9 protein-coding genes and 1 pseudogene are annotated in these 18,647 nt (G+C 64.7%); 1 reads left to right on the top strand and 9 read right to left on the bottom strand.

Annotation, left to right across the window (positions count from 1 at the left end):
• Positions 1–90: 90 nt before the first annotated feature.
• The 9 genes and pseudogenes from L1P09_RS09390 to L1P09_RS09350 all read right to left on the bottom strand — a co-directional run bounded on the left by L1P09_RS09390 (position 91) and on the right by L1P09_RS09350 (position 17,143).
• A complete protein-coding gene (locus tag L1P09_RS09390) occupies positions 91–864 on the bottom strand; it encodes an enoyl-CoA hydratase (protein WP_054904897.1) in 774 nt (257 codons plus the stop codon).
• A 13-nt stretch (positions 865–877) separates the two neighbouring features.
• Complete coding sequence (locus L1P09_RS09385; protein ID WP_054904898.1) at positions 878–2,005, bottom strand: acyl-CoA dehydrogenase; 1,128 nt, start codon at positions 2,003–2,005, stop codon at positions 878–880.
• An 8-nt stretch (positions 2,006–2,013) separates the two neighbouring features.
• Positions 2,014–3,207, bottom strand: a complete 1,194-nt coding sequence (locus L1P09_RS09380; RefSeq protein WP_009684177.1) for an acetyl-CoA C-acyltransferase — start codon at positions 3,205–3,207, stop codon at positions 2,014–2,016.
• 11 nt (positions 3,208–3,218) lie between these two features.
• Positions 3,219–3,986 carry an SDR family NAD(P)-dependent oxidoreductase gene (locus tag L1P09_RS09375; protein ID WP_054904899.1) on the bottom strand — a complete coding sequence of 256 codons (768 nt, stop codon included), beginning with the start codon at positions 3,984–3,986 and terminating at the stop codon, positions 3,219–3,221.
• Between the two features lie 14 nt (positions 3,987–4,000).
• Entirely contained in the window at positions 4,001–5,647 is a 1,647-nt protein-coding gene (locus L1P09_RS09370; protein WP_054904900.1) for an AMP-binding protein, read from the bottom strand.
• A gap of 157 nt (positions 5,648–5,804) precedes the next feature.
• Positions 5,805–10,115, bottom strand: a pseudogene (locus tag L1P09_RS26215) (NEL-type E3 ubiquitin ligase domain-containing protein).
• Positions 10,116–10,396: 281 nt separating this feature from the next.
• A complete protein-coding gene (locus tag L1P09_RS09360) occupies positions 10,397–14,896 on the bottom strand; it encodes an NEL-type E3 ubiquitin ligase domain-containing protein (protein ID WP_181880571.1) in 4,500 nt (1,499 codons plus the stop codon).
• A gap of 67 nt (positions 14,897–14,963) precedes the next feature.
• On the bottom strand, positions 14,964–15,986 hold the full coding sequence (locus tag L1P09_RS09355) for an AraC family transcriptional regulator (protein ID WP_009684184.1): 1,023 nt from the start codon (positions 15,984–15,986) through the stop codon (positions 14,964–14,966).
• A 92-nt stretch (positions 15,987–16,078) separates the two neighbouring features.
• Entirely contained in the window at positions 16,079–17,143 is a 1,065-nt protein-coding gene (locus L1P09_RS09350; protein WP_009684185.1) for an AI-2E family transporter, read from the bottom strand.
• A gap of 135 nt (positions 17,144–17,278) precedes the next feature.
• On the opposite strand from L1P09_RS09350, the gene trhP reads away from it, so the two are divergent.
• The gene (trhP, locus tag L1P09_RS09345; RefSeq protein ID WP_235768745.1) at positions 17,279–18,613 is read left to right on the top strand and encodes a prephenate-dependent tRNA uridine(34) hydroxylase TrhP; all 1,335 of its coding nucleotides are present in this window, start codon (positions 17,279–17,281) and stop codon (positions 18,611–18,613) included.
• Positions 18,614–18,647 lie beyond the last annotated feature (34 nt).

The raw sequence follows: 18,647 nt of genomic DNA, 5'->3' as shown, positions 1-18,647 counted from the left end.
CGAGCTGGCAGCTGGGGCCAGCGCCCAGATGGGTTGCGCGCCGAGCGGGTCGGAGCCGCCCAGGCGCGAACAGTTGGTCACACACTTCAATCAACGGTCGTTGAACTGTGCCTCACGCTTGGCAATGAAAGCGGCCATGCCTTCTTTCTGGTCCTCGGTGGCGAAAGCCGCGTGGAATACACGGCGTTCAAACCGCACACCCTCGCTGAGGGTAACTTCAAACGCCCGGTTGACGCTTTCCTTCACCATCATGCTCACCGGAATCGACTTGCTGGCGATGGTCGCCGCAATTTTCAGTGCCTCCTCCACCAGCTCGGCCTGCGGCACGATCCGCGCCACCAGCCCGGCCCGCTCCGCCTCTTCAGCGCCCATCAGGCGACCGGTCAGGCACAGCTCCATCGCCTTGGCCTTGCCCACCGCCCGTGTCAGGCGCTGCGTGCCGCCCATGCCCGGCAGTACGCCAAGGTTGATTTCCGGTTGGCCGAATTTGGCATTGTCGGCGGCGAGGATGAAATCGCACATCATCGCCAGCTCACAGCCGCCGCCCAGGGCAAAGCCGGACACCGCAGCAATGATCGGTTTGCGGCGGTTGGCGATGCGGTCGGCATCGCTGAACAGGTCATCGACGTAGATCTGCGGGTATTGCAGCTCGGCCATTTCCTTGATGTCGGCACCCGCGGCAAACGCCTTCGCCGAGCCGGTCAGCACCACACAGCCGATATTGGCATCGCGCTCCAGCTGATCGAGGGCCTGGTTGATTTCGCCGACGATCTGCGCGTTCAGCGCGTTCAGCGCCTGCGGCCGGTTGAGGGTGATCAGGCCGACCTTGCCGTGGATATCCAACAGGATGGTTTCGAATGCCATGCAATCTGCTCCTTCATAGGTTGCGCGCAATGACCATGCGCTGAATGTCGCTGGTGCCTTCGTAAATCTGGCAAACCCGAACGTCGCGGTAAATCCGCTCCAGGGGGAAGTCGCTCAGATAGCCATAACCGCCCAGGGTCTGCAAGGCGTGCGAACAGACCTTTTCGGCCATTTCCGAGGCAAACAGCTTGGCCATTGATGCTTCCACCAGGGCTGGGCGCCCGGCATCGCGTAGCGCAGCGGCGTGCAACACCATCTGCCGGGCCACCGCGATCTGGGTCGCCATATCAGCCAGGCGGAACGCCACCGCCTGGTGCTCGACCAACGCCTTGCCGAAGCTTTGCCGCTCGTTGGCGTAGTCACGCGCCACTTCAAACGCGGCCCGGGCCATGCCCACCGCCTGGGAAGCAATACCGATACGGCCACCTTCAAGGTTGGCCAGGGCGATCTTGTAGCCCTCACCCTCGGCACCCAGCCGGTTGGCCACAGGCACCCGCACATTGTCGAAGACGATCTGGCAGGTGTCGGAAGCATGCTGGCCGAGTTTGTCCTCTACCCGTGCCACCTGGTAGCCGGGTGAATCGGTGGGCACGATGAAGGCGCTGATGCCGCGCTTGCCGGCATCCGGGTCGGTTACGGCAAACACGATCACTACCCCGGCGTTCTGGCCGGAAGTGATGAATTGCTTACTGCCATTGAGCACGTAATGGTCGCCATCCAGACGGGCGCGGGTCTTCAGGCTGCTGGCGTCAGAACCCGCCTGGGGTTCGGTCAGGGCGAAAGCACCGAGCATCGCGCCGCTGGCCAGCGGCGCCAGGAACTGCGCTTTCTGCTGCTCGCTGCCAAAGTGCAGGATCGGCACGCAGCCCACTGAGTTGTGTACGCTCATGATGGTCGAGCATGCGCCATCACCTGCAGCAATCTCCTCCAGGGCCATGGCATAGGCCACGTAGCCGGTGTCGCTGCCACCCCAGGCTTCCGGCACCAGCATGCCGAACAGGCCCAGCTCGGCCATTTCGTCGATCGCCTCCCTGGGGAAGCGGTGCGCCTTGTCCCACTGTTCTGCAAACGGCTTGAGGCGCTCCTGGGCGAAAGCACGGACCGCGTCGCAAATCTGTTGTTGCTCGTCAGTTACCAGCATGGTTCACCTCAGTACAGGCATTCGACCGCCATGGCCGTGGCTTCGCCACCACCGATGCAGATGGCCGCTATACCCCGGCGCAGGTTGTTCTGGCGCAGGGCCGACAGCAAGGTCACCAGGATGCGTGCCCCGGATGCCCCGATCGGGTGGCCGAGGGCACAGGCGCCACCGTGGATGTTGACCTTGTCATGGGGCAGGTCGAGGTGTTTCATGGCCGCCAGGGTGACTACGGCGAAGGCTTCGTTGACCTCGAACAGGTCGACCTCGGCCAGTTTCCAGCCCGTGCGCACAAGCAGCTTGTCGATAGCACCGATGGGCGCAGTGGGGAACAAGGCCGGGGTATCGGCGAAGGCCGAATGCCCGTGAATCACCGCCAAAGGCTTGAGCCCCCGCTTGTCGGCTTGGGAGCGGCGCATCAGCACCAGCGCCGCAGCCCCATCGGAGATCGAACTGGCGTTGGCCGCGGTCACCGTACCGCCTTCACGGAAGGCCGGCTTGAGCTGCGCAATCTTGTCCAGCCGCGCCTTCGGCGGCTGTTCGTCGTCCTTGATGACGCGCGTTTGCTTACCCTCGGTGACCTCCACCGGAATGATCTCGGCGGCAAAACGGCCACGCTTGATCGCGTCCTGGGCGCGGGTCAGGGAGGCGATGGCAAACTGGTCCTGGGCCTCGCGGCTGAAGCCGTTGGCCTGGGCACAGTCTTCAGCAAAGGTGCCCATCAGGCGGCCCTTGTCGTAGGCATCTTCCAGGCCATCCATGAACATGTGGTCGATGATCTTGCCATGGCCCATGCGGTAACCACCGCGGGCCTTGTCCAGCAGGTAGGGGGCGTTGGTCATGCTTTCCATGCCACCGGCCACCACCACCTCGGCGGTGCCGGCCAGCAGCAGGTCATGGGCCATGATCGCGGCCTGCATGCCCGAACCGCACATCTTGTTCAGGGTGGTGCAGGTGGTGTGCTTGTCCAACCCGGCACCCAGCGCCGCCTGACGCGCTGGGGCCTGGCCCTGGCCGGCCGGCAGGACGCAGCCGAACAGCACCTGCTCGACACTGGCGGCATCGATGCCGGCGCGCTCGACTGCGCCACGGATGGCGGCACTGCCCAGTTGCGGCGCGGTCAGGCTCTTGAGGTCGCCTTGCAGGCCGCCCATGGGCGTGCGCACGGCGCTGACGATCACAATCGGGTCATTGCTGAGGGTCATGGTCATCCTCCTTATTTGGCAGCCATGCGCAACGCACCGTCGAGGCGGATCACCTCACCGTTGAGCATGCTGTTCTCGATGATGTGCCGCGCCAGCGCGGCATATTCCTGCGGGCGACCCAGGCGTGGCGGGAACGGCACCCCAGCGGCGAGGGAAGCGCGTACTTCTTCGCTCATGCCGGCCATCATCGGTGTTTCGAAGATGCCCGGGGCGATCGTCATCACACGGATACCGAAGCGGGCCAGTTCGCGGGCTACCGGCAAGGTCAGGCTGGCTATGGCGCCCTTGGACGCGGCATAGGCCGCCTGGCCGATCTGGCCATCATACGCCGCGATGGAGGCGGTGTTGATGATCACGCCACGCTCGCCATCCTCGCCGGCAACGCCTTCAGCCATGGCGGCGGCAGCCAGGCGCAGCAGGTTGAAGCTGCCGACCAGGTTGACGTTGATCACCTTGGCGAAGCTGGCCAGGCCATGCGGCCCCTGTTTGCCCAGCACTTTCTCGGCGCCTACGATACCGGCGCAGTTGATCAGCCCGTGGAGGCTACCGAACGCACTGACGGTTGCATCGACTGCTGCCTGGGCAGCCTGCTCGTCGCTGATGTCAGCCACCGCGAAACGGGCATGCTCGCCCAGTTCACGCGCCTTGGCCTCAACGGCCTGGGCATTGAGGTCAACCAGCATGACCTTCGCACCCGCCTCCACCAGCATCTGCGCAGTGGCAGCGCCCAGCCCGGATGCCGCGCCGCTGACGATGAAGTGTTTGTTCGCTATTTGCATGGTCGGTTTTCCTTTCAGGCGCTGGCAGGGGTGGCCTGCGGCGCTTGTTGTTTGGCGACTTCCTGGTTACGCAGGATGAAGCGTTGCAGCTTGCCGCTCGGGGTCTTGGGCAGGTCGCTGACGAATTCGATTTCGCGGGGGTAGGCGTGCGCGTACAGGCGCTGACGCACATGCTGACGCAATGCCTCTTCAAGTTCGGGGGTGCCGTGATAGCCGCTGGCCAACACCACGAACGCCTTGATCAACTCGGTGCGCTCCGGATCCGGCTTGCCGATCACCGCAGCCTCGATCACTGCCGGGTGTTCGATCAACGCGCTTTCCACGTCGAAAGGGCCAACACGGTAACCAGAGGTGGTGATCACATCGTCACTACGCCCGACGAAGCTGATGCTGCCGTTGCGGTTCAACTCGACGGTATCGCCGCTCAGGTAGTACTTGCCGACGAAGGCCTTGGTCGGCAAACCCTGGTAGCCAGCGAACCAGCATAGCGGCGACCGCTCGCGGTCGACCGCGAGAATGCCTGGCTCGCCGGCCGGCAGCTCGCGCCCCTGCTCGTCCAGCACCACGATCCGATGGCCCGGGATGGCGAAGCCGGCCGATCCCGGGTGCACCGGGTGCTGCAGGCCATGATGGTTGCACAGCACCATGCCCAGTTCGGTCTGCCCGTAGTGGTCGTGGATGGTCACCCCCAATTCGTCGGCAAACCAGCGAATCACTTCCGGGTTCAGCGGCTCACCGGCACTGCTGACAACGCGCAGGCGGCCTTTGACCGGTGCCGCGAAGGTATCGCCGGCCGCGATCAGCAAACGGTAAGCGGTGGGCGACCCGGCCAGGTTGGTGATGCCCAGCGATTCGATCACCCGCACACAGCTTTCGACACTGAACGGGCCATCGTAGAAGGTGGTGGCATGCCCCAGGGACAGCGGCCCGGTGACGGCGTAGTACAAGCCATAGGCCCAGCCGGGGTCGGCCAGGTTCCAGAAGTTGTCTTCGCGGCGCAGGTCGATGGCATCGCGCATGTAGCCCTGGAAGGCGACGATGGCACGCAACGGTACTTCCAGCGGCTTGGCCGGGCCGGTGGTACCGGACGTGAACATCAGCAGGAACGGGTCGTCGCCCGAGCGCATCACGGGCTCGCATTCAGGCGCGGCGCCGGCCAGGCACTGCTGGAAATCCAGTTCGCCACTGCGGGCGTTCACCGTGATGACCGTCGGGCAGGCGTGTACATCGTCCAGCTTGCCCCGGTTGACGCTGTCTGTGACAACGACACGGGCGCGGGACTGTTCAAGACGGTGCTCGATGGCCTTGGGCCCGAAGGCGGTGAACAAGGGCTGGTACACCGCCCCGATGCGCCAGGTGGCCAGGATGCTGACCAGCAACTCGGGGGTGCGTGGCAACAGCCCCGCCACCCTGTCGCCCGCCTGCACGCCTTGCGCCTTGAGCACATTGGCGAACCGGGCGGCCAGCATGTGCAATTGCTCGAAGCTGTAGCGGGCAGTGTGGCCATCGCGATCGACATGCAGCAGTGCCACCTTGCCATGGCCTAGGTGGCGGTCACAGCACTCGACACAGGCGTTAAGGGTTTCGAGGTTGCCGTGCAGTGCCCCAGCTACGGTGTTGCCAAGCTCGAACAGGCGGACAGCCTCGGCGTAATCACGCATCGTCGGACTCCTGGTTTGTTGTTTTTGGAGTTAACCATCGGTCCGACGATGTTCGCGCCGCGCGTCACCCGCGGCAATGGCCAAAGCTGTCAATCTGGGTGACCGGTTTGGCCGTGCGCAGGCCGTGCAATGCGCTCGCGCGCTACCCTGCGGCGGGTCAAGCTCTGTTCAGGCGTTCCCGGGTCAAGCGCAGGGCCAAGGCTTCCAGCGCCTCCTGGCGGTCGCGCATCAGTGTTCGGGCCTGGGCGTCGTAGGCACCACTGCCCAACTGCTGCATACGCTCTTCCAGCGCCTCCATGGCCTGCTCGAATTGCTGCTGGATCAGGGCGAAGTCCTGTGGGTGTTCGGCGCGCAACACCTCAATCCAGAAGTCCCGCTGGCTGATGTAGCGCGTGATGTCTTCACTCGCCTCCCCTGCCAGCACTGCATTGCAGGCACGCTCCAGGTCGGCTTCAGAGACCACGGCCAACGCACCGAACAGCATGTACCGTGGCTGGCCGATCAGGTTCAAGCGTTCAGCCAGCCCTGTGCGGTAGGCCAGGCTGACCTAGACTTCCTCTTCGGCATGATCGCCGCGCTGCCAACGGCCATCCGCGTAGCGGCTGTTGATGTCCGCCCTGGCCACTGCCAGTACGGTGTCAAGGCGGTACAGGCGCCGTGCCAGCACCAGCCGCGCATCACGGGTAGCCACAGGCTCACCGCCCTGGGTGGCGTGCAGTACCTGGTACCGGACCTCCAGGTTGCTGAAGCAATTGGCGAGATTGTCGGCGCACGCACGTGATTCGTCGGCCAGCGCGAACAAGGCTTCGCGCAGGTCGCGGTCCACCGACAGCGCCTCGACCAGGGGCCACACCCTGGCGCCCAGTTGTTCAGGCGCAAGGCGGAACTCGGCACTCTGGGTCATCCCCACCAGCAGTTCGAAGAATGCATCACTGCCAGGTTCACTGCGCAAGGCCTGCCACAGCTCGCGGCCTAGGGCCTGGTCAGCCTCTGCGCGCGTGCCCAGCCATGCGTGCATGGCCTGCTCTTGTGCACCTTCGCCAAGCATGAGCGGGACGGGCACGATTTCAGGTGCATAGAGTTGCTCGCGCAACGCAGTGGGCAGCGCGTTGCCTTCCACGTCCACGACTTGCCTCACCGCGGCCGGGGCGTCGAGCAATGCCTGGGGCAGCTCGGCAATCTGGTTGTCGCGCAGATCGGCATACTCCAGGCGCGCGCACCATTGCAGGCCTGAAGGCATGCTGGTCAGCCCGGTACGCCGCAAGCGCAGCCGCTGCAGCCGGTGCAGCCCCGATACATCCAACTGTAGAGCGCCCAGCGGGTTGTCGTTCAGGTCCAGCCGGCGCAAATTGACGCAGCGCAACAACGCAGCCACTTGCCCCGCGCTGGGGCGGATGCGGTTGTTGCGCAGTATCAGCTGGTTCAGCTCGGGCATCTCTTCAAGGCCCTCGGGTAGCTCACGCAGGGCATTGTCGCTCAGGTCGAGCGTGCGCAGGTGCCGGAAGCAGCCCAGGAAACCAGGGGGCAGCGCAGGAACGTGCAAACCTGCCAGTGTCAGTTCCGCCACATGGCCGAAGCTGCTGCCCTGCGGCAACGTCGGCAACTCCCCTACCGCCATGTCAGCCACGTGCAGCCGCAGGCCGACCGGGTTGTTTTGCGCATCGAACACCCGCTCACCTTCCAGCCGCCAGGCGCGGAGCAATGCAGAGGCCAACCGCCGGCGCGCATGCCGGGCCGGGCCCATGACGCGGAACACCCAGCGCTGCAGCTCTTCGTTCAGGCGCCGGAACTCCTGTTCCTGCAGCAACAGGCTGTCGAAGGGCGAGCCGTCGATCTCTGCCATGATCCCCAGGTAACGCTCGACATCGTCATCACTGAACGACGGGTAAAGCCCACGCAGGCGGTTGCGCAACATCTGCTCGATCGACGATGCGGAAGGTAGCCTGCTGGCGCCGCCGCCGAGCAGGTAACCCAGGCGCCCGTCAGGCAAGCGTCGCATCGAGGCGCCCAGCGCCCGCGCTTCACGCCACCCAAGCAGCTTCAGCAGGTCCGAGGAACGCTCGGGTATCGCGCCTTGCAGGGCCAGGCGCAAGCTGTCGGCAGCAGACCCACCCGTGGTACCCAGGTGCTGGCGAGACGCGCTCGGCAGGCACGCCGCCAGGACCTCGAACAGCCCAGCGGGTTCTGCCACCTCCCGTTCGGCAGGCAGGCCCTGTTCGTCATACAGGGTAAAGGCCCCGTCGCGCCAGACCATGACCAGCGTCTGCTGGCTGCCCGCCTGGGGCAGCAACCGTTCCTGCAAAGGGCCGAACACTGAGCGGTCCCGCAACTCCAGGTTGAGCATGCTTTGCGCGAACCCCTGCCGACGCAGCAGGGCAAACGCCAGCGCGACCGCATCGGGGTGATAGCTGCAGCGCAGGTAGAACGCCTCGCGCGCCCTTGTCAGGCGGGCCAGTTGCAACGAGGCACGGGCCTGTTGCGCCAAGCCCAGGGGGAGCCGGCCGGTGCTTTCCATCTGCGCCCGCATGGCATCGCTGGCGTGGCTCAGCACGTCGAGCGTGTAGGCGTGCGGCAAGCCGGGATAGTCGCGCGTCAGCAGGCTTTGCAAAGTGTCTGCACCGAGGTGGCAACACGAGAAGTACTCGAACATCCCTTCGCGCAGGCTCTGCGCATGCAACGCGATCTGCGCGAGCTGGGCTGGCAGCGTATTCGCGTCGATATCCAGCTCATGCACGCACCACTGCAACAGCTCGGTATCGTTCACGGTGGTATCGAGCTGCTGGAAAAACGTCGCGATCCTGGCATCCACCGCAAACCGCTCGAGGGTGTCGCGCAACTGAACCGGCAGTGGCCGCTCCTCAACCAGCAAACCGCGCAGAAAAGCCTCGTCGACATCGGCCACTTTCAGTATCTGCGTCAATCGCTCTGGGGCAAGTGACTGTGCGGCCGGCCACAATCGCGCCAGCAGACGTGCAGTGCCCTGCCACTCCAATGGCCGTTCGGTCACCAGGCGCCAGGCGCGCTCGCCATTGGTTTGCAAGGCTGGCCCGTAAACATCGGGACCCTCCCGGTGCAACAACCGCCAGGTACCGTTGCGATCCTCGCGCACGCTGTACAATGCCTCATCGCAACGCCACCAATGGCCGCTGCCATCGGTCAACAGACCGTTCTCCAGCGTGGTCAATGGCGCTGCTGGCAGCGCCTGCCGGTAAGGGGCCAGGTCATCGTGCCACAAGCGTGCCTGGCCCGCCTCGTTGGTCACCGGGTGCAGTTGCCCGACAAAGGCGCTGTGCAAGGCATAGGCCCCGCCAAGCACAGCGCCGTTGACCGCCAGCGAGGTGGCCACCTGCATCATGTGCTGCAAGGCCTCGTGCTGATGGCCCTGGCTCCAGTCACTGAAACCTTCGAACACCTGCCCCAGCAGTTGCCTTGCCATGTCGGCCATCAACAGCGTGCCAACCACCGGCACGAACAACCCGGCCAGGTTGAGCAACACCTCGCCGACGCCCTCCAGGGCACGCAACCGCTCAGCCGCAGCATCGCTATCGGCCTGTTCGGTGGGCACCGCCAGGTATCGGGCATCGGCCTTGATGCGCTGAATGTGCCAGGCGGCCATCTGCTCGAAGATGGGCGTCGACGTCGAGAGCCTGCGCGGTTGCAGATCAGGCTCGTCGTCTTGCAGGCGTGTGGCGAGCAACGCCTGGTAGCCGGCACGCTCGCTGAGCGCAATCCGCCGTGCAAACGCGCTGCGGTAATGGGGAGCAGCCATTGCCGCGACCAATGCGCGGTTGGCAGTGGGCCAGTCAGGGTAGTACTGCAGTGGCCGAGCCTGATCATCTGGCAGGTACAACAGCACCCCTTTGAGCAGCAGCAACCTCCCTGTCCCACCGACGGCAATCGACCACGAGTCGAGCAATTCGATGACCAAGGCGCCGTCCACCCGGCAACCCAGTACCAGCAGCCCGCCCACCCGAACATAATGGCTGCCGGGGTTCGTCGGGGTCTCGCCACGACCCAGTTGGCGCAGCATGCGCACTTCATTGATCTTGAGCTGCCCCTTGAGGGTGGCAATTTCTGTAGCCAGCGCCAGTTCAAGGCGCTTGTCCAAGGCCAGGTCGCGTTCGAAGGCCGCGTTCATGATCGCTGCCAGATGCCCCTGGTAGGCCTTGCCGACATCGGCTTCCCGGCAGGCGGCCACGACCGCGTCGATAGTTGCAGGCAGGGCTTGTTCTTCACGCTCGGGCGCAATGGGCGGCCGTACCAGCGCGGTCTGCTCGAAGAACGACTCCCTGGGCTTGAAGTTCTGTAACAGCTTTTCCAGCGCAGGCACCCTGACGAAGTACGATTCGAACTGGCGGATGCCGCCAAGGTCCACACGCAGGCGCCGGCGCTCTTCACGCCAGGTCAGCCGATCGAGCGGTACACCAAGGCCCAGGGCGCCGTTCAGGCGCGCCTCGGCAAACGCCATCAGTGGCTGCAGGTGTTCGGTAGCACTGCTGAGTGTGCGCTGGCTGGCGAGGTGCGCATCCAGTGCAGACTGCAGCGCAGCAAGGCCGACAGGGCTGGCCTTGCTGAGCCAATCAGGCAAGCGGTTGGCAATGAAGCGCTCTACCGGGTGTTGGAGCCAGGGTTTTACAGGTTGCGAGGGCATGTCAGTGTTCCTTGACGGGGATCATGACCCCCGACTGTGCCGCCTTCGCCAGCGGCGATGGCAGCAGGAAACGATCGCCTGCCGCCAACGCCCGGCAGTCACCCCGAAGCGCGCTCAGTCCTGCTGCCCGACCCCATGGGCAGGTCCATCGCCTCGCGGGTCAAACGCAACAGCAACGCTTCGATCGCCGCCTTGCGCTCTTGCGCCAGCCTGTCGAAATCGCGCAGGTAGGCGCCTTCATTGGCCGCCTCCGCGCTCAGCCCCTCCATGCGGCCCCAGAAAGGCGCTTCCACGGCATTGAACGCTGCTGGTTCTTCGCGCCGCAGGTACTCCTGCCAGAAATCACGTTGCGCGATGAAGCGGGGCAACTGCTCGGTAGCCTCCGCTTCACGCACCGTTGCAGCCGCTGCAGCCAGTTGCTGCCGGCTGACCGCGGCGATGGTCTCGAACTGCATCGTTCTCGGCTGCCCTGGCAGGTCCAGCTCTTCAGCCAGGCCGGTGCGATACGCCAGGCTGACCTCGACTTCATCGACATGCTGCCCTTGCGCCAGGCGCGCCTTTACATCCTCTCGGGCCAGGCGCTCCACCTGTTCCAGACGAAACAGCTGCCTCGCCACACGCAAACGGGTGAGCCGTGCGGCCACGGGTTCAGCCTGTTGCAATGACTGGCGCAGATACAAGCGCACTTCCAAGGCACTGAAACAGCTCGCGACGCTGTCGGCACAGGTTCGCGGGTCGGCAGCCAGGTTGAACAGTTCTTCGCGCAACACCGTGTCGCTCTGCATCGCCTCCAGCATGCGCCACACACGCCGCCCCAGGTCATCGGGAATGACCTGATAATCGCGCGTGTCGGTCAGCTCCGTCAGCAACCGGAAGAACGCATCGCTACCTTCTTCACGCTGAACGCCATCCCACCGGGCCTCACTGAAGCCCCGCTGCGGCGCCGCGACCAATGCCAGCCAACGCTCGCGTGCGGTGTCGATGGCCAGCAAAGGCTCGTCAACGGCAGCCTCCACTGCACCTGCGGCAAGCATGCGCTGCCTGACGGCATTCGACAGCGGGTTACCCGATAATTGCACCGCCAGCCGCAACGCCTCAGGCGCTTCCAGCAGCGGCTCTGGCAGTGCACCGATATGGTTGTCGCGCAAATCCGCGAGCTCCAGCAACCGGCAGCGGTGCAACTGCGCAGGTACCGTCTGCAAGTTGGCGCCGCGCATGTGCAGCTCGCGCAGGCGCCCCAAGGTATCCAACTGCAGCGCAATGGCGCCCAGGGGGTTGTGATTCAGATCGAGGACACGCAGGCGCGTCAGGCTGCCGAGGGTTGCAACACCCGCCGCCGTCATGCGGATCTGGTTGCCAGCCAGGCTGAGGTTGGTCAGGTGCGACAGGTGCCTGAGCTCGGCAGGCACCTCGCTCAGGCGATTGCCACTCATGTTCAACCAGCGCAGTTGGGTGAAACAGCGCAGGAAGCTGGCCGGCACATGCTCCACGGCCAGGTCGCTGAGTATCAGTTCAGCAAGATGGTTGAAATCGGTGCCTACGGGCAGCTCCGGCAGGCTGCGCAAGGGTACGCCCGTCAGGCTCAGGCGCATGCCCTGAGACTCGCCGTGCTGGTCGACGATCCGCTCGCCGATCAGGCGCCAGCTGCGTCGCAGTTCGCCTGCAGCAGACAGCCGCGCCGCCTGGCTGGCACTGTTGCGGGTACCCTCCACCCACCGTGTCAACGCGTCGCTGAACCTGCGGTACTGTTGTTCCTGCAGCAAAAGATTGCAGAACGCCGAACCTGGCCGCTCCAGCAGCAGCTCCAGAAAGGTCTCCACTTCCTCTTCATTGAAACCTGGATAGAGGCTTCGAATGCGGGTACGCAACACGCGCTGGCTGAAGGTACCCGCTGCGCCCCTGCCGCTGAGCACGTAGCCGACCCGGCCATCGGGCAGGCGCCGAACAGGGTTTGGCGGCACGCCAACGTCACTGGCACCCAGTAATTTCAACAGCGCAGCACGCCCCTGCGGTAGCCAGCGTTGCAGGGCCAGGCGCAGTGCACTGTACGCCTGGTCGCCCTGCCAACCCAGGCGTTGCCTGTCTGCCGTGGGCAGGCAGGCCAGCAGCGCTTCGTAGAATTCAAGCGGCCGCTGCGCGCTGGCCTGTAGCTCGGTACCGGCCACGTCATACAGGCGGTAGTGGCCCTCCTGCCGGACCATCACCACGTTGGCGGCGGTTTGTTCCGGCCCAGGCAGTTGCGCCAGCCGACGCCCCGCAAGCGACCCCTCACGCAGCTCCACCTGCGCTGTTGCCGGCCACTTGGCATGCTCGCGCAACAGGCTGAACACCAACTCGTCCAGGCCGGGGTGATGGCTGCCAGCCAGAAACAGCCCTTCACGCATGCGCGTCAGCCTGGCCACCTGCAACAGCTCGCGGGCCTGCTGCGCCACCGCCAACGGCAGGCGCGCCTGGGTGCGCAGTATGACCCGCTGCTCGGTCGAGATATGCCGCAGAACCTCCAACACGTAGGCGTCTGGTAAGCCCGGAAAATCGCGGCGTATGAGCCAGGCCTGGGCGTCTGCCTCCAGATAGCGGCCGCCCAGGTAGTCCAGCAGCCGTGGGCGCAGGCTGGCCGCATGCCGGGTAACCTGCACCACCTGCTCATCCCGCGGCAGGGCTTGCAGGCCGAGGGCGTCCAGGCACCATTGCCACAGCTGACCGTCCGCACTGCCCACCTGGGCGAAGAAACGCTCGATTCTTTCACCTGCAGCAAAGCGCTCCAACGTGTCACGTAACGCGACCGGCATCGGTCGCTTCTCTACCAGCAAACCGCGCAAGTGCTCCTCGGATACGTCGGCAACCCTGAGCACCTGCGCAACCCGCGCCGAGCCCAATGATGATGATGCAGGCCACAGGCGCTGCAACAGCCTCTGGGCGCCTTGCCATTCCAGCGGCCGTTCGCTGGCCAGTTGCCAGGAGGCTTCAGCGTTCCACTCCAGGGCAGGGCCGAAGGCCGTATCATCGGTGACGTCCTGCAAGCGCCAAGGGCCATGCTCACCCTGCGCCCGTACCCGCCAGTAGCTACCGTCGTGGTACCACCAGTGCCGAACCCCATCGCTCAGCAGGCCATTTTCCAGTTCGCGGAGCGTTCCGCTCGGCCGCGCGCTCTGGTAACGCGTCAGGTCGTTCGACCAAAGCCGTTGCTGCCCTGCATCGTTGGTGACGGGCTCCAGGCCATCGACAAAAGTGCTGCGCACGAAGCCACGCGCCACCACCGTGGCGCCGCCGGCAACCGCGGCCGTTACCGCCAGGTTCTCCGCCACCCCCAGCAAATGCTCGATAGCCTCATGCTGATGGCCCAGGCTCCAGTGCCTGGCCCCTTCGTAAACCTCCGACAAGGTCTGCACGACCATGTCGGCAAGCAGCAATGCGCCAACCGTCGGCACGAACAACCCCGCCAGGTTGAGCAGTGCCAGCCCTGCCGACGCCAACGCGTGCTCACGTGCCAGCGTCTGGCTGGAATCGGCATCAGCGGTGGGCACCGCCAGGAACCGCGCATCCTCGCGAATCCGTTGCAACTGCTGTAACGCCAGGCCTTCAAACCGCCCCTGCGGCAAGTTGGCGAAGGTCGGCTCCAGGTCAGGTTCATCATCGGCCAGCCGCTTGGCCAGGGTGGCGACGAACCCTGCCCGCTCATGTAATGCAATGCGTTCCACCAGCGCCGCATACCGAGCGGGATCCTTGAACATCTCGACCAGCTCGAAGTTCACCACACGCCAGGAAACCAAGTGCCGGAAGGCAGCGTGGGCATCGTCCGACAGCACCAGTTGCACACTGCCGGCATACCGCTGGTTGCCGTTGGCAACCTCAACCACCAGTGCCCCGTGCACCGTGCAACCCAGCACCTGCAACGGGCCGCAGCGCACGGTGCGGCCGTTTGAAAGGGCAGTTCTGCGGCCTGCCACTATATCGCGCACTATCTGTACATCCTCTGCTGGCAGAAGCCCGCGGGTGGCGGCTATCTCCAGTTGCAAGGCCAGGGTTCGGCGCAGGCTGGTGGCCAGTGTTTGCTCAAAGGCAGGGGTGAACAACCGGGCCAGGTGTTCCTGGTAGCGTGCGCCCACATCGGTACTGCGGCAGGCCTCTACAATCCGTGCCGCATCATCGAGGGCCACCCGTTCCGGCACGTCGGTAGCGGGGTCTGCGGGGTATACCAGTGCCGTCTCCAGATAAAAGGATTCGCCGCTGGCAAAGTTTTGCATCAACCTCTGCAACGCCGGCACCCTCACGAAGTAGGACTCATCCGTGGGCAATTTTCCTGGCTCGACCTTGAACCTGCGCCGCTGCTCGCGCCATTCCAAGCGGTCAAGATCCAGCAGCGCGCCGCCTTCCCGGTGAAGGCCCTGCGTCAGCAAGCGGCGGGCAAACGCATCGATCGGCTGCAACTGCCGGAGTACAGCCGACATTTCAGCCTGGCTTGTGAGGTAGGCGCTATAGGCATCGCGCAGCGCCATGATTTGTGAGGCGCTGGCCCGCCTCAACCAATCAGGCAGTATCTGGCTGATGAAATCATCCGTCGCGCGTTCGAGCTTGGGGTGCAGGGGTGCCTGTGGCATGAAGGGGTGCTCCTTTGGCTGGAAACCCCCGACGCTGACGCATTGGCGCTGTGTGCAGCAGACGGAATCAGTTGCCAGCGTGGCGAGCCTGGACCACCGCGCGATATTGCCCCGGGTTGCAGCCAAACCACTTGCGAAAGGCCTTGTAGAACGAACTGGCATCGGCAAAACCCAGCCGTTCGGCAACTTCGCCCATGGTTGGCTCGGCGCCGACCAGCCAGGTGGTGGCAAGCTCGCGCCGCACACTGTCCTTGAGCCCCTGGTAGGTCTGCCCCTCTTCGGCCAGGCGCCTGCGCAGCGTAGAAGCAGACAGGCACAGCGTTTGCGCCAGGTGCTCCAGCGCTGGCCATTGTGCAGGTGCCTGGCGCAGCAGATCGGTACGAATGCGCCGCGCCAGGCTGGACGGGTCACGGTAACGCACCAGGATGTTGGCGGGCGCTTCGGCAAGAAAACGCTGCAATTCCTGCTCGCTGCGCCGCACTGCCAGGCCAAGGCAATCGGCGGGGATGATCATGCGCGTACGCGGGCGGCCGAACTGCAGGCTTTCGGAAAACATCACCCGGTAATCATCACAGAACGGTGGCTCGGCGCAGCGCAGGTCGATCGCCAGGATGGGGATGCGCCGCCCGGCCAGCCAGCAGGCCACGCCATGCACGATCATCCAGAAGGTGAAGTAGGTGAAGGCACGGCGCGGCTCCGCGCGCGGTTCGTTGATAACGATCTCGGCCAGGCCCGGTTGGCGCACCAGGCACGGCTGCAGGTCTTCGAGCATCAGTGCCAGAAAGCCCAGGGCCGTTTCCAGGCCCTGCCCCAGGGTTGGCTGAGCCATGCTCGCACGGCACATGAACGCCAGGCTGCCAGTGCGCAGCCCGCGAGGGTCCATGGCAAAGAACTCGTCATTGCAGCGCCGGGCCAGCAAGCGCCACAGGCGCGCATAGGATTGCGCGGCAACGCGCGCCTCGGGCAGCTCGAGGCAACTGGCATCGATGCCGGCACGCGCCAGCAGGGCGGCATTGGCTTCGCCCGCTGGGCAGGTCTGCATCAGCGCCTCACGCACCAGTTGCATGGAGATCGTATCTTTCGTGCTCATCGGTTGTTCCGGGCCCAGTCACCGGCCATCTTAGGCCGCTGGCGCGAAAACACCAGCCCTTGGGCACACCGCGCAACTGCCATGGCCGGCCGTCACTGCGGCAATTGCACCTGTGGCTTGGCCTCGGCGAAGATCGCCCAGCTGGACATGAACAGCGCCGCGATCAACGGCCCGATAACGAAGCCGTTGAGCCCGAACACCGTCAACCCACCCAATGTGGATACCAGGATCAGGTAGTCCGGCATGCGCGTGTCCTTGCCTACCAGAATCGGCCGGAGCAGGTTATCCACCAGGCCGATCACCAGCACCCCGAACGCGGTCAGGATGATGCCCGGCAATATCGCCCCGGTCAGCAGGAAGTAGACGGCCACGGGTGCCCAGACAATGCCCGCGCCCACCGCCGGCAGCAGCGACAGCAACGCCATCAGCACCCCCCAGACCAGGGCACTGGGAATATCCAGCACCCAGAAGATGAAGCCACCCAACGCACCTTGGGTCACGGCCACCAGCACGTTGCCCTTGACCGTGGCCCGCACCACCCGGTTGAACTTCAGTTGCAAGCGGCGTTTCTGGTGCTCGGGCAGCGGCACTGCCAGGCGCACACGGCGGGCCACATCGGCGCCTTCACGCAGGAAGAAGAACAGCAGGTACATCATGATGCCAAAGCCGATCAGGAACTCGAACGTACCCTGGCCAAAGCTGAAGGCCTGGCTGGCCAGCACCTGGCTGCCCTGGGTCGCCCACTTGGTGATCTTGTCGCGCAAACCATCGAGGTTGCCCACGCCCAGGTGGTCCAGCCCGTTTTGCGCGAACGCCGGCAGCATGTCCTTGCCCCGTTCGACGTAACCGGCAATGTCCAGCTGCCCGCTTTCGATCCGCTGGTACAGGGTCGCGCCTTCCTGCACCAGCAGCAGGCTGGTGATGATCACCGGCAGCACCGCCACCAGCAGGCAGATCATGGTCGTGGTGATCGCTGCCAGGTTGCGCCGGCGACCAAAACGCATCACCAGGTTGCGCTGCAGCGGGGCAAACAGGATAGCCAGCACAACCGCCCAGAATATCGCGCCGTAGTACGGCAGCAGGATCCACACGAAAGCGATGGTCACCAGCGCCAGGAGTACCGCGAGGGCTTTGTTCTGTAGGGCAGTTTCGTTCATTGCAGGTCCTCGAATGGCGTATGCGATATTAGTTCGCGCCGCTTGGCCAAAAGTGCCGCTACATCCGTTGATATATATCAAAACATGCACCAGCCCCGTGCCTTAGCATCCGCGCCCTTTGCCCCGGTGCGCACCATGACCCTGATCAGCAAGCCCGAACTCCTGGCCCCTGCCGGCACCCTCAAGACCATGCGCTATGCCTTTGCCTATGGCGCCGACGCGGTCTATGCCGGCCAGCCGCGCTACAGCTTGCGGGTGCGCAACAACGAGTTCGACCACACCAACCTGGCACTGGGCATTGCCCAGGCCCACGCGCTGGGCAAGCGCTTCTACGTCGTGGTCAACATCGCCCCGCACAACGCCAAGCTGAAGACATTCCTCAAGGACCTGGCACCGGTGATCGCCATGGCGCCAGACGCGCTGATCATGTCAGACCCCGGCCTGATCATGCTGGTGCGCCAGCATTTTCCGGACATGCCGGTGCACCTGTCGGTACAGGCCAACACGGTAAACTGGGCCAGCGTGCAGTTCTGGCAAGGCATGGGCCTTGGCCGGGTGATCCTGTCACGCGAGTTGTCACTGGAAGAAATCGGCGAAATCCGCCAACAGGTGCCGGGCATGGAGCTGGAAGTGTTCGTGCATGGCGCCCTGTGCATGGCCTACTCCGGCCGCTGCCTGTTGTCGGGTTACCTCAACAAGCGTGATGCCAACCAGGGCACCTGCACCAACGCCTGCCGCTGGAAGTACGATGCCACGCCCGCCACCGAGAACGCCGTGGGCGACATCGTTCGCCAAGTGCAGCCCACCCTGGGCCTGGGCGCCCCTACCGACCAGGTGTTCCTGCTTCAGGAAAGCAACCGCCCCGGTAGCGAAATGCCGGCGTTCGAAGATGAGCACGGTACCTACATCATGAATGCCAAGGACCTGCGCGCCATCCAGCACGTGGAACACCTGGTCGGCATGGGCGTGCATTCGCTGAAGATCGAGGGCCGCACCAAGTCGCATTTCTACTGCGCCCGCGCCGTGCAGGCGTACCGCCAGGCAATCGATGACGCAGTGGCCGGGCGCCCCTTCGACCGCGCGCTGATGGACAACCTGGAGTCGCTGGCACAACGGGGCTACACCGAAGGTTTTCTGCGCCGCCACGTGCACGACGAGTACCAGAACTACCAGCGTGGCAACTCGGTGTCCGAGCGCCAGCAGTTCGTTGGCGAGCTGACCGGGGTGCGCGTCGACGGCCTGGCCGAGGTCAAGGTGAAGAACCGCTTCAGGGTGGGCGACCACCTCGAGCTGATGACCCCGCGCGGCAACTACCATTTCGACTTGCAGCGCCTGTGCAACGGTCAGCGGCAGGCCATCAAGGTCGCGCCGGGTGATGGCCACGTGGTCTACCTGCCGATTCCGGAACAGGTCGCCCTCGACCACGCGTTGCTGATGCGTGACCTTGCCCCCGAAGCAGCCACCCGCTGAGAATCCTGTACTATGGACCGGTTTGCTCTGAAGG

The sequence above is a fragment of the Pseudomonas juntendi genome (assembly GCF_021560075.1).
Classification (GTDB): Bacteria; Pseudomonadota; Gammaproteobacteria; order Pseudomonadales; family Pseudomonadaceae; genus Aquipseudomonas; species Aquipseudomonas juntendi.
Note: the sequence above shows the minus strand (reverse complement) of the source record. Positions and strands in the feature narration are given on the sequence as shown.

Excerpts from the sequence above, each read along its gene's own strand:
- L1P09_RS09390 (WP_054904897.1), bottom strand. The coding sequence starts at position 864 with ATGGCATTCGAAACCATCCTGTTGGATATCCACGGCAAGGTCGGCCTG.
- L1P09_RS09385 (WP_054904898.1), bottom strand. The coding sequence starts at position 2,005 with ATGCTGGTAACTGACGAGCAACAACAGATTTGCGACGCGGTCCGTGCT.
- L1P09_RS09380 (WP_009684177.1), bottom strand. The coding sequence starts at position 3,207 with ATGACCCTCAGCAATGACCCGATTGTGATCGTCAGCGCCGTGCGCACG.
- L1P09_RS09375 (WP_054904899.1), bottom strand. The coding sequence starts at position 3,986 with ATGCAAATAGCGAACAAACACTTCATCGTCAGCGGCGCGGCATCCGGG.
- L1P09_RS09370 (WP_054904900.1), bottom strand. The coding sequence starts at position 5,647 with ATGCGTGATTACGCCGAGGCTGTCCGCCTGTTCGAGCTTGGCAACACC.
- L1P09_RS09360 (WP_181880571.1), bottom strand. The coding sequence starts at position 14,896 with ATGCCACAGGCACCCCTGCACCCCAAGCTCGAACGCGCGACGGATGAT.
- L1P09_RS09355 (WP_009684184.1), bottom strand. The coding sequence starts at position 15,986 with ATGAGCACGAAAGATACGATCTCCATGCAACTGGTGCGTGAGGCGCTG.
- L1P09_RS09350 (WP_009684185.1), bottom strand. The coding sequence starts at position 17,143 with ATGAACGAAACTGCCCTACAGAACAAAGCCCTCGCGGTACTCCTGGCG.
- trhP (WP_235768745.1), top strand. The coding sequence starts at position 17,279 with ATGACCCTGATCAGCAAGCCCGAACTCCTGGCCCCTGCCGGCACCCTC.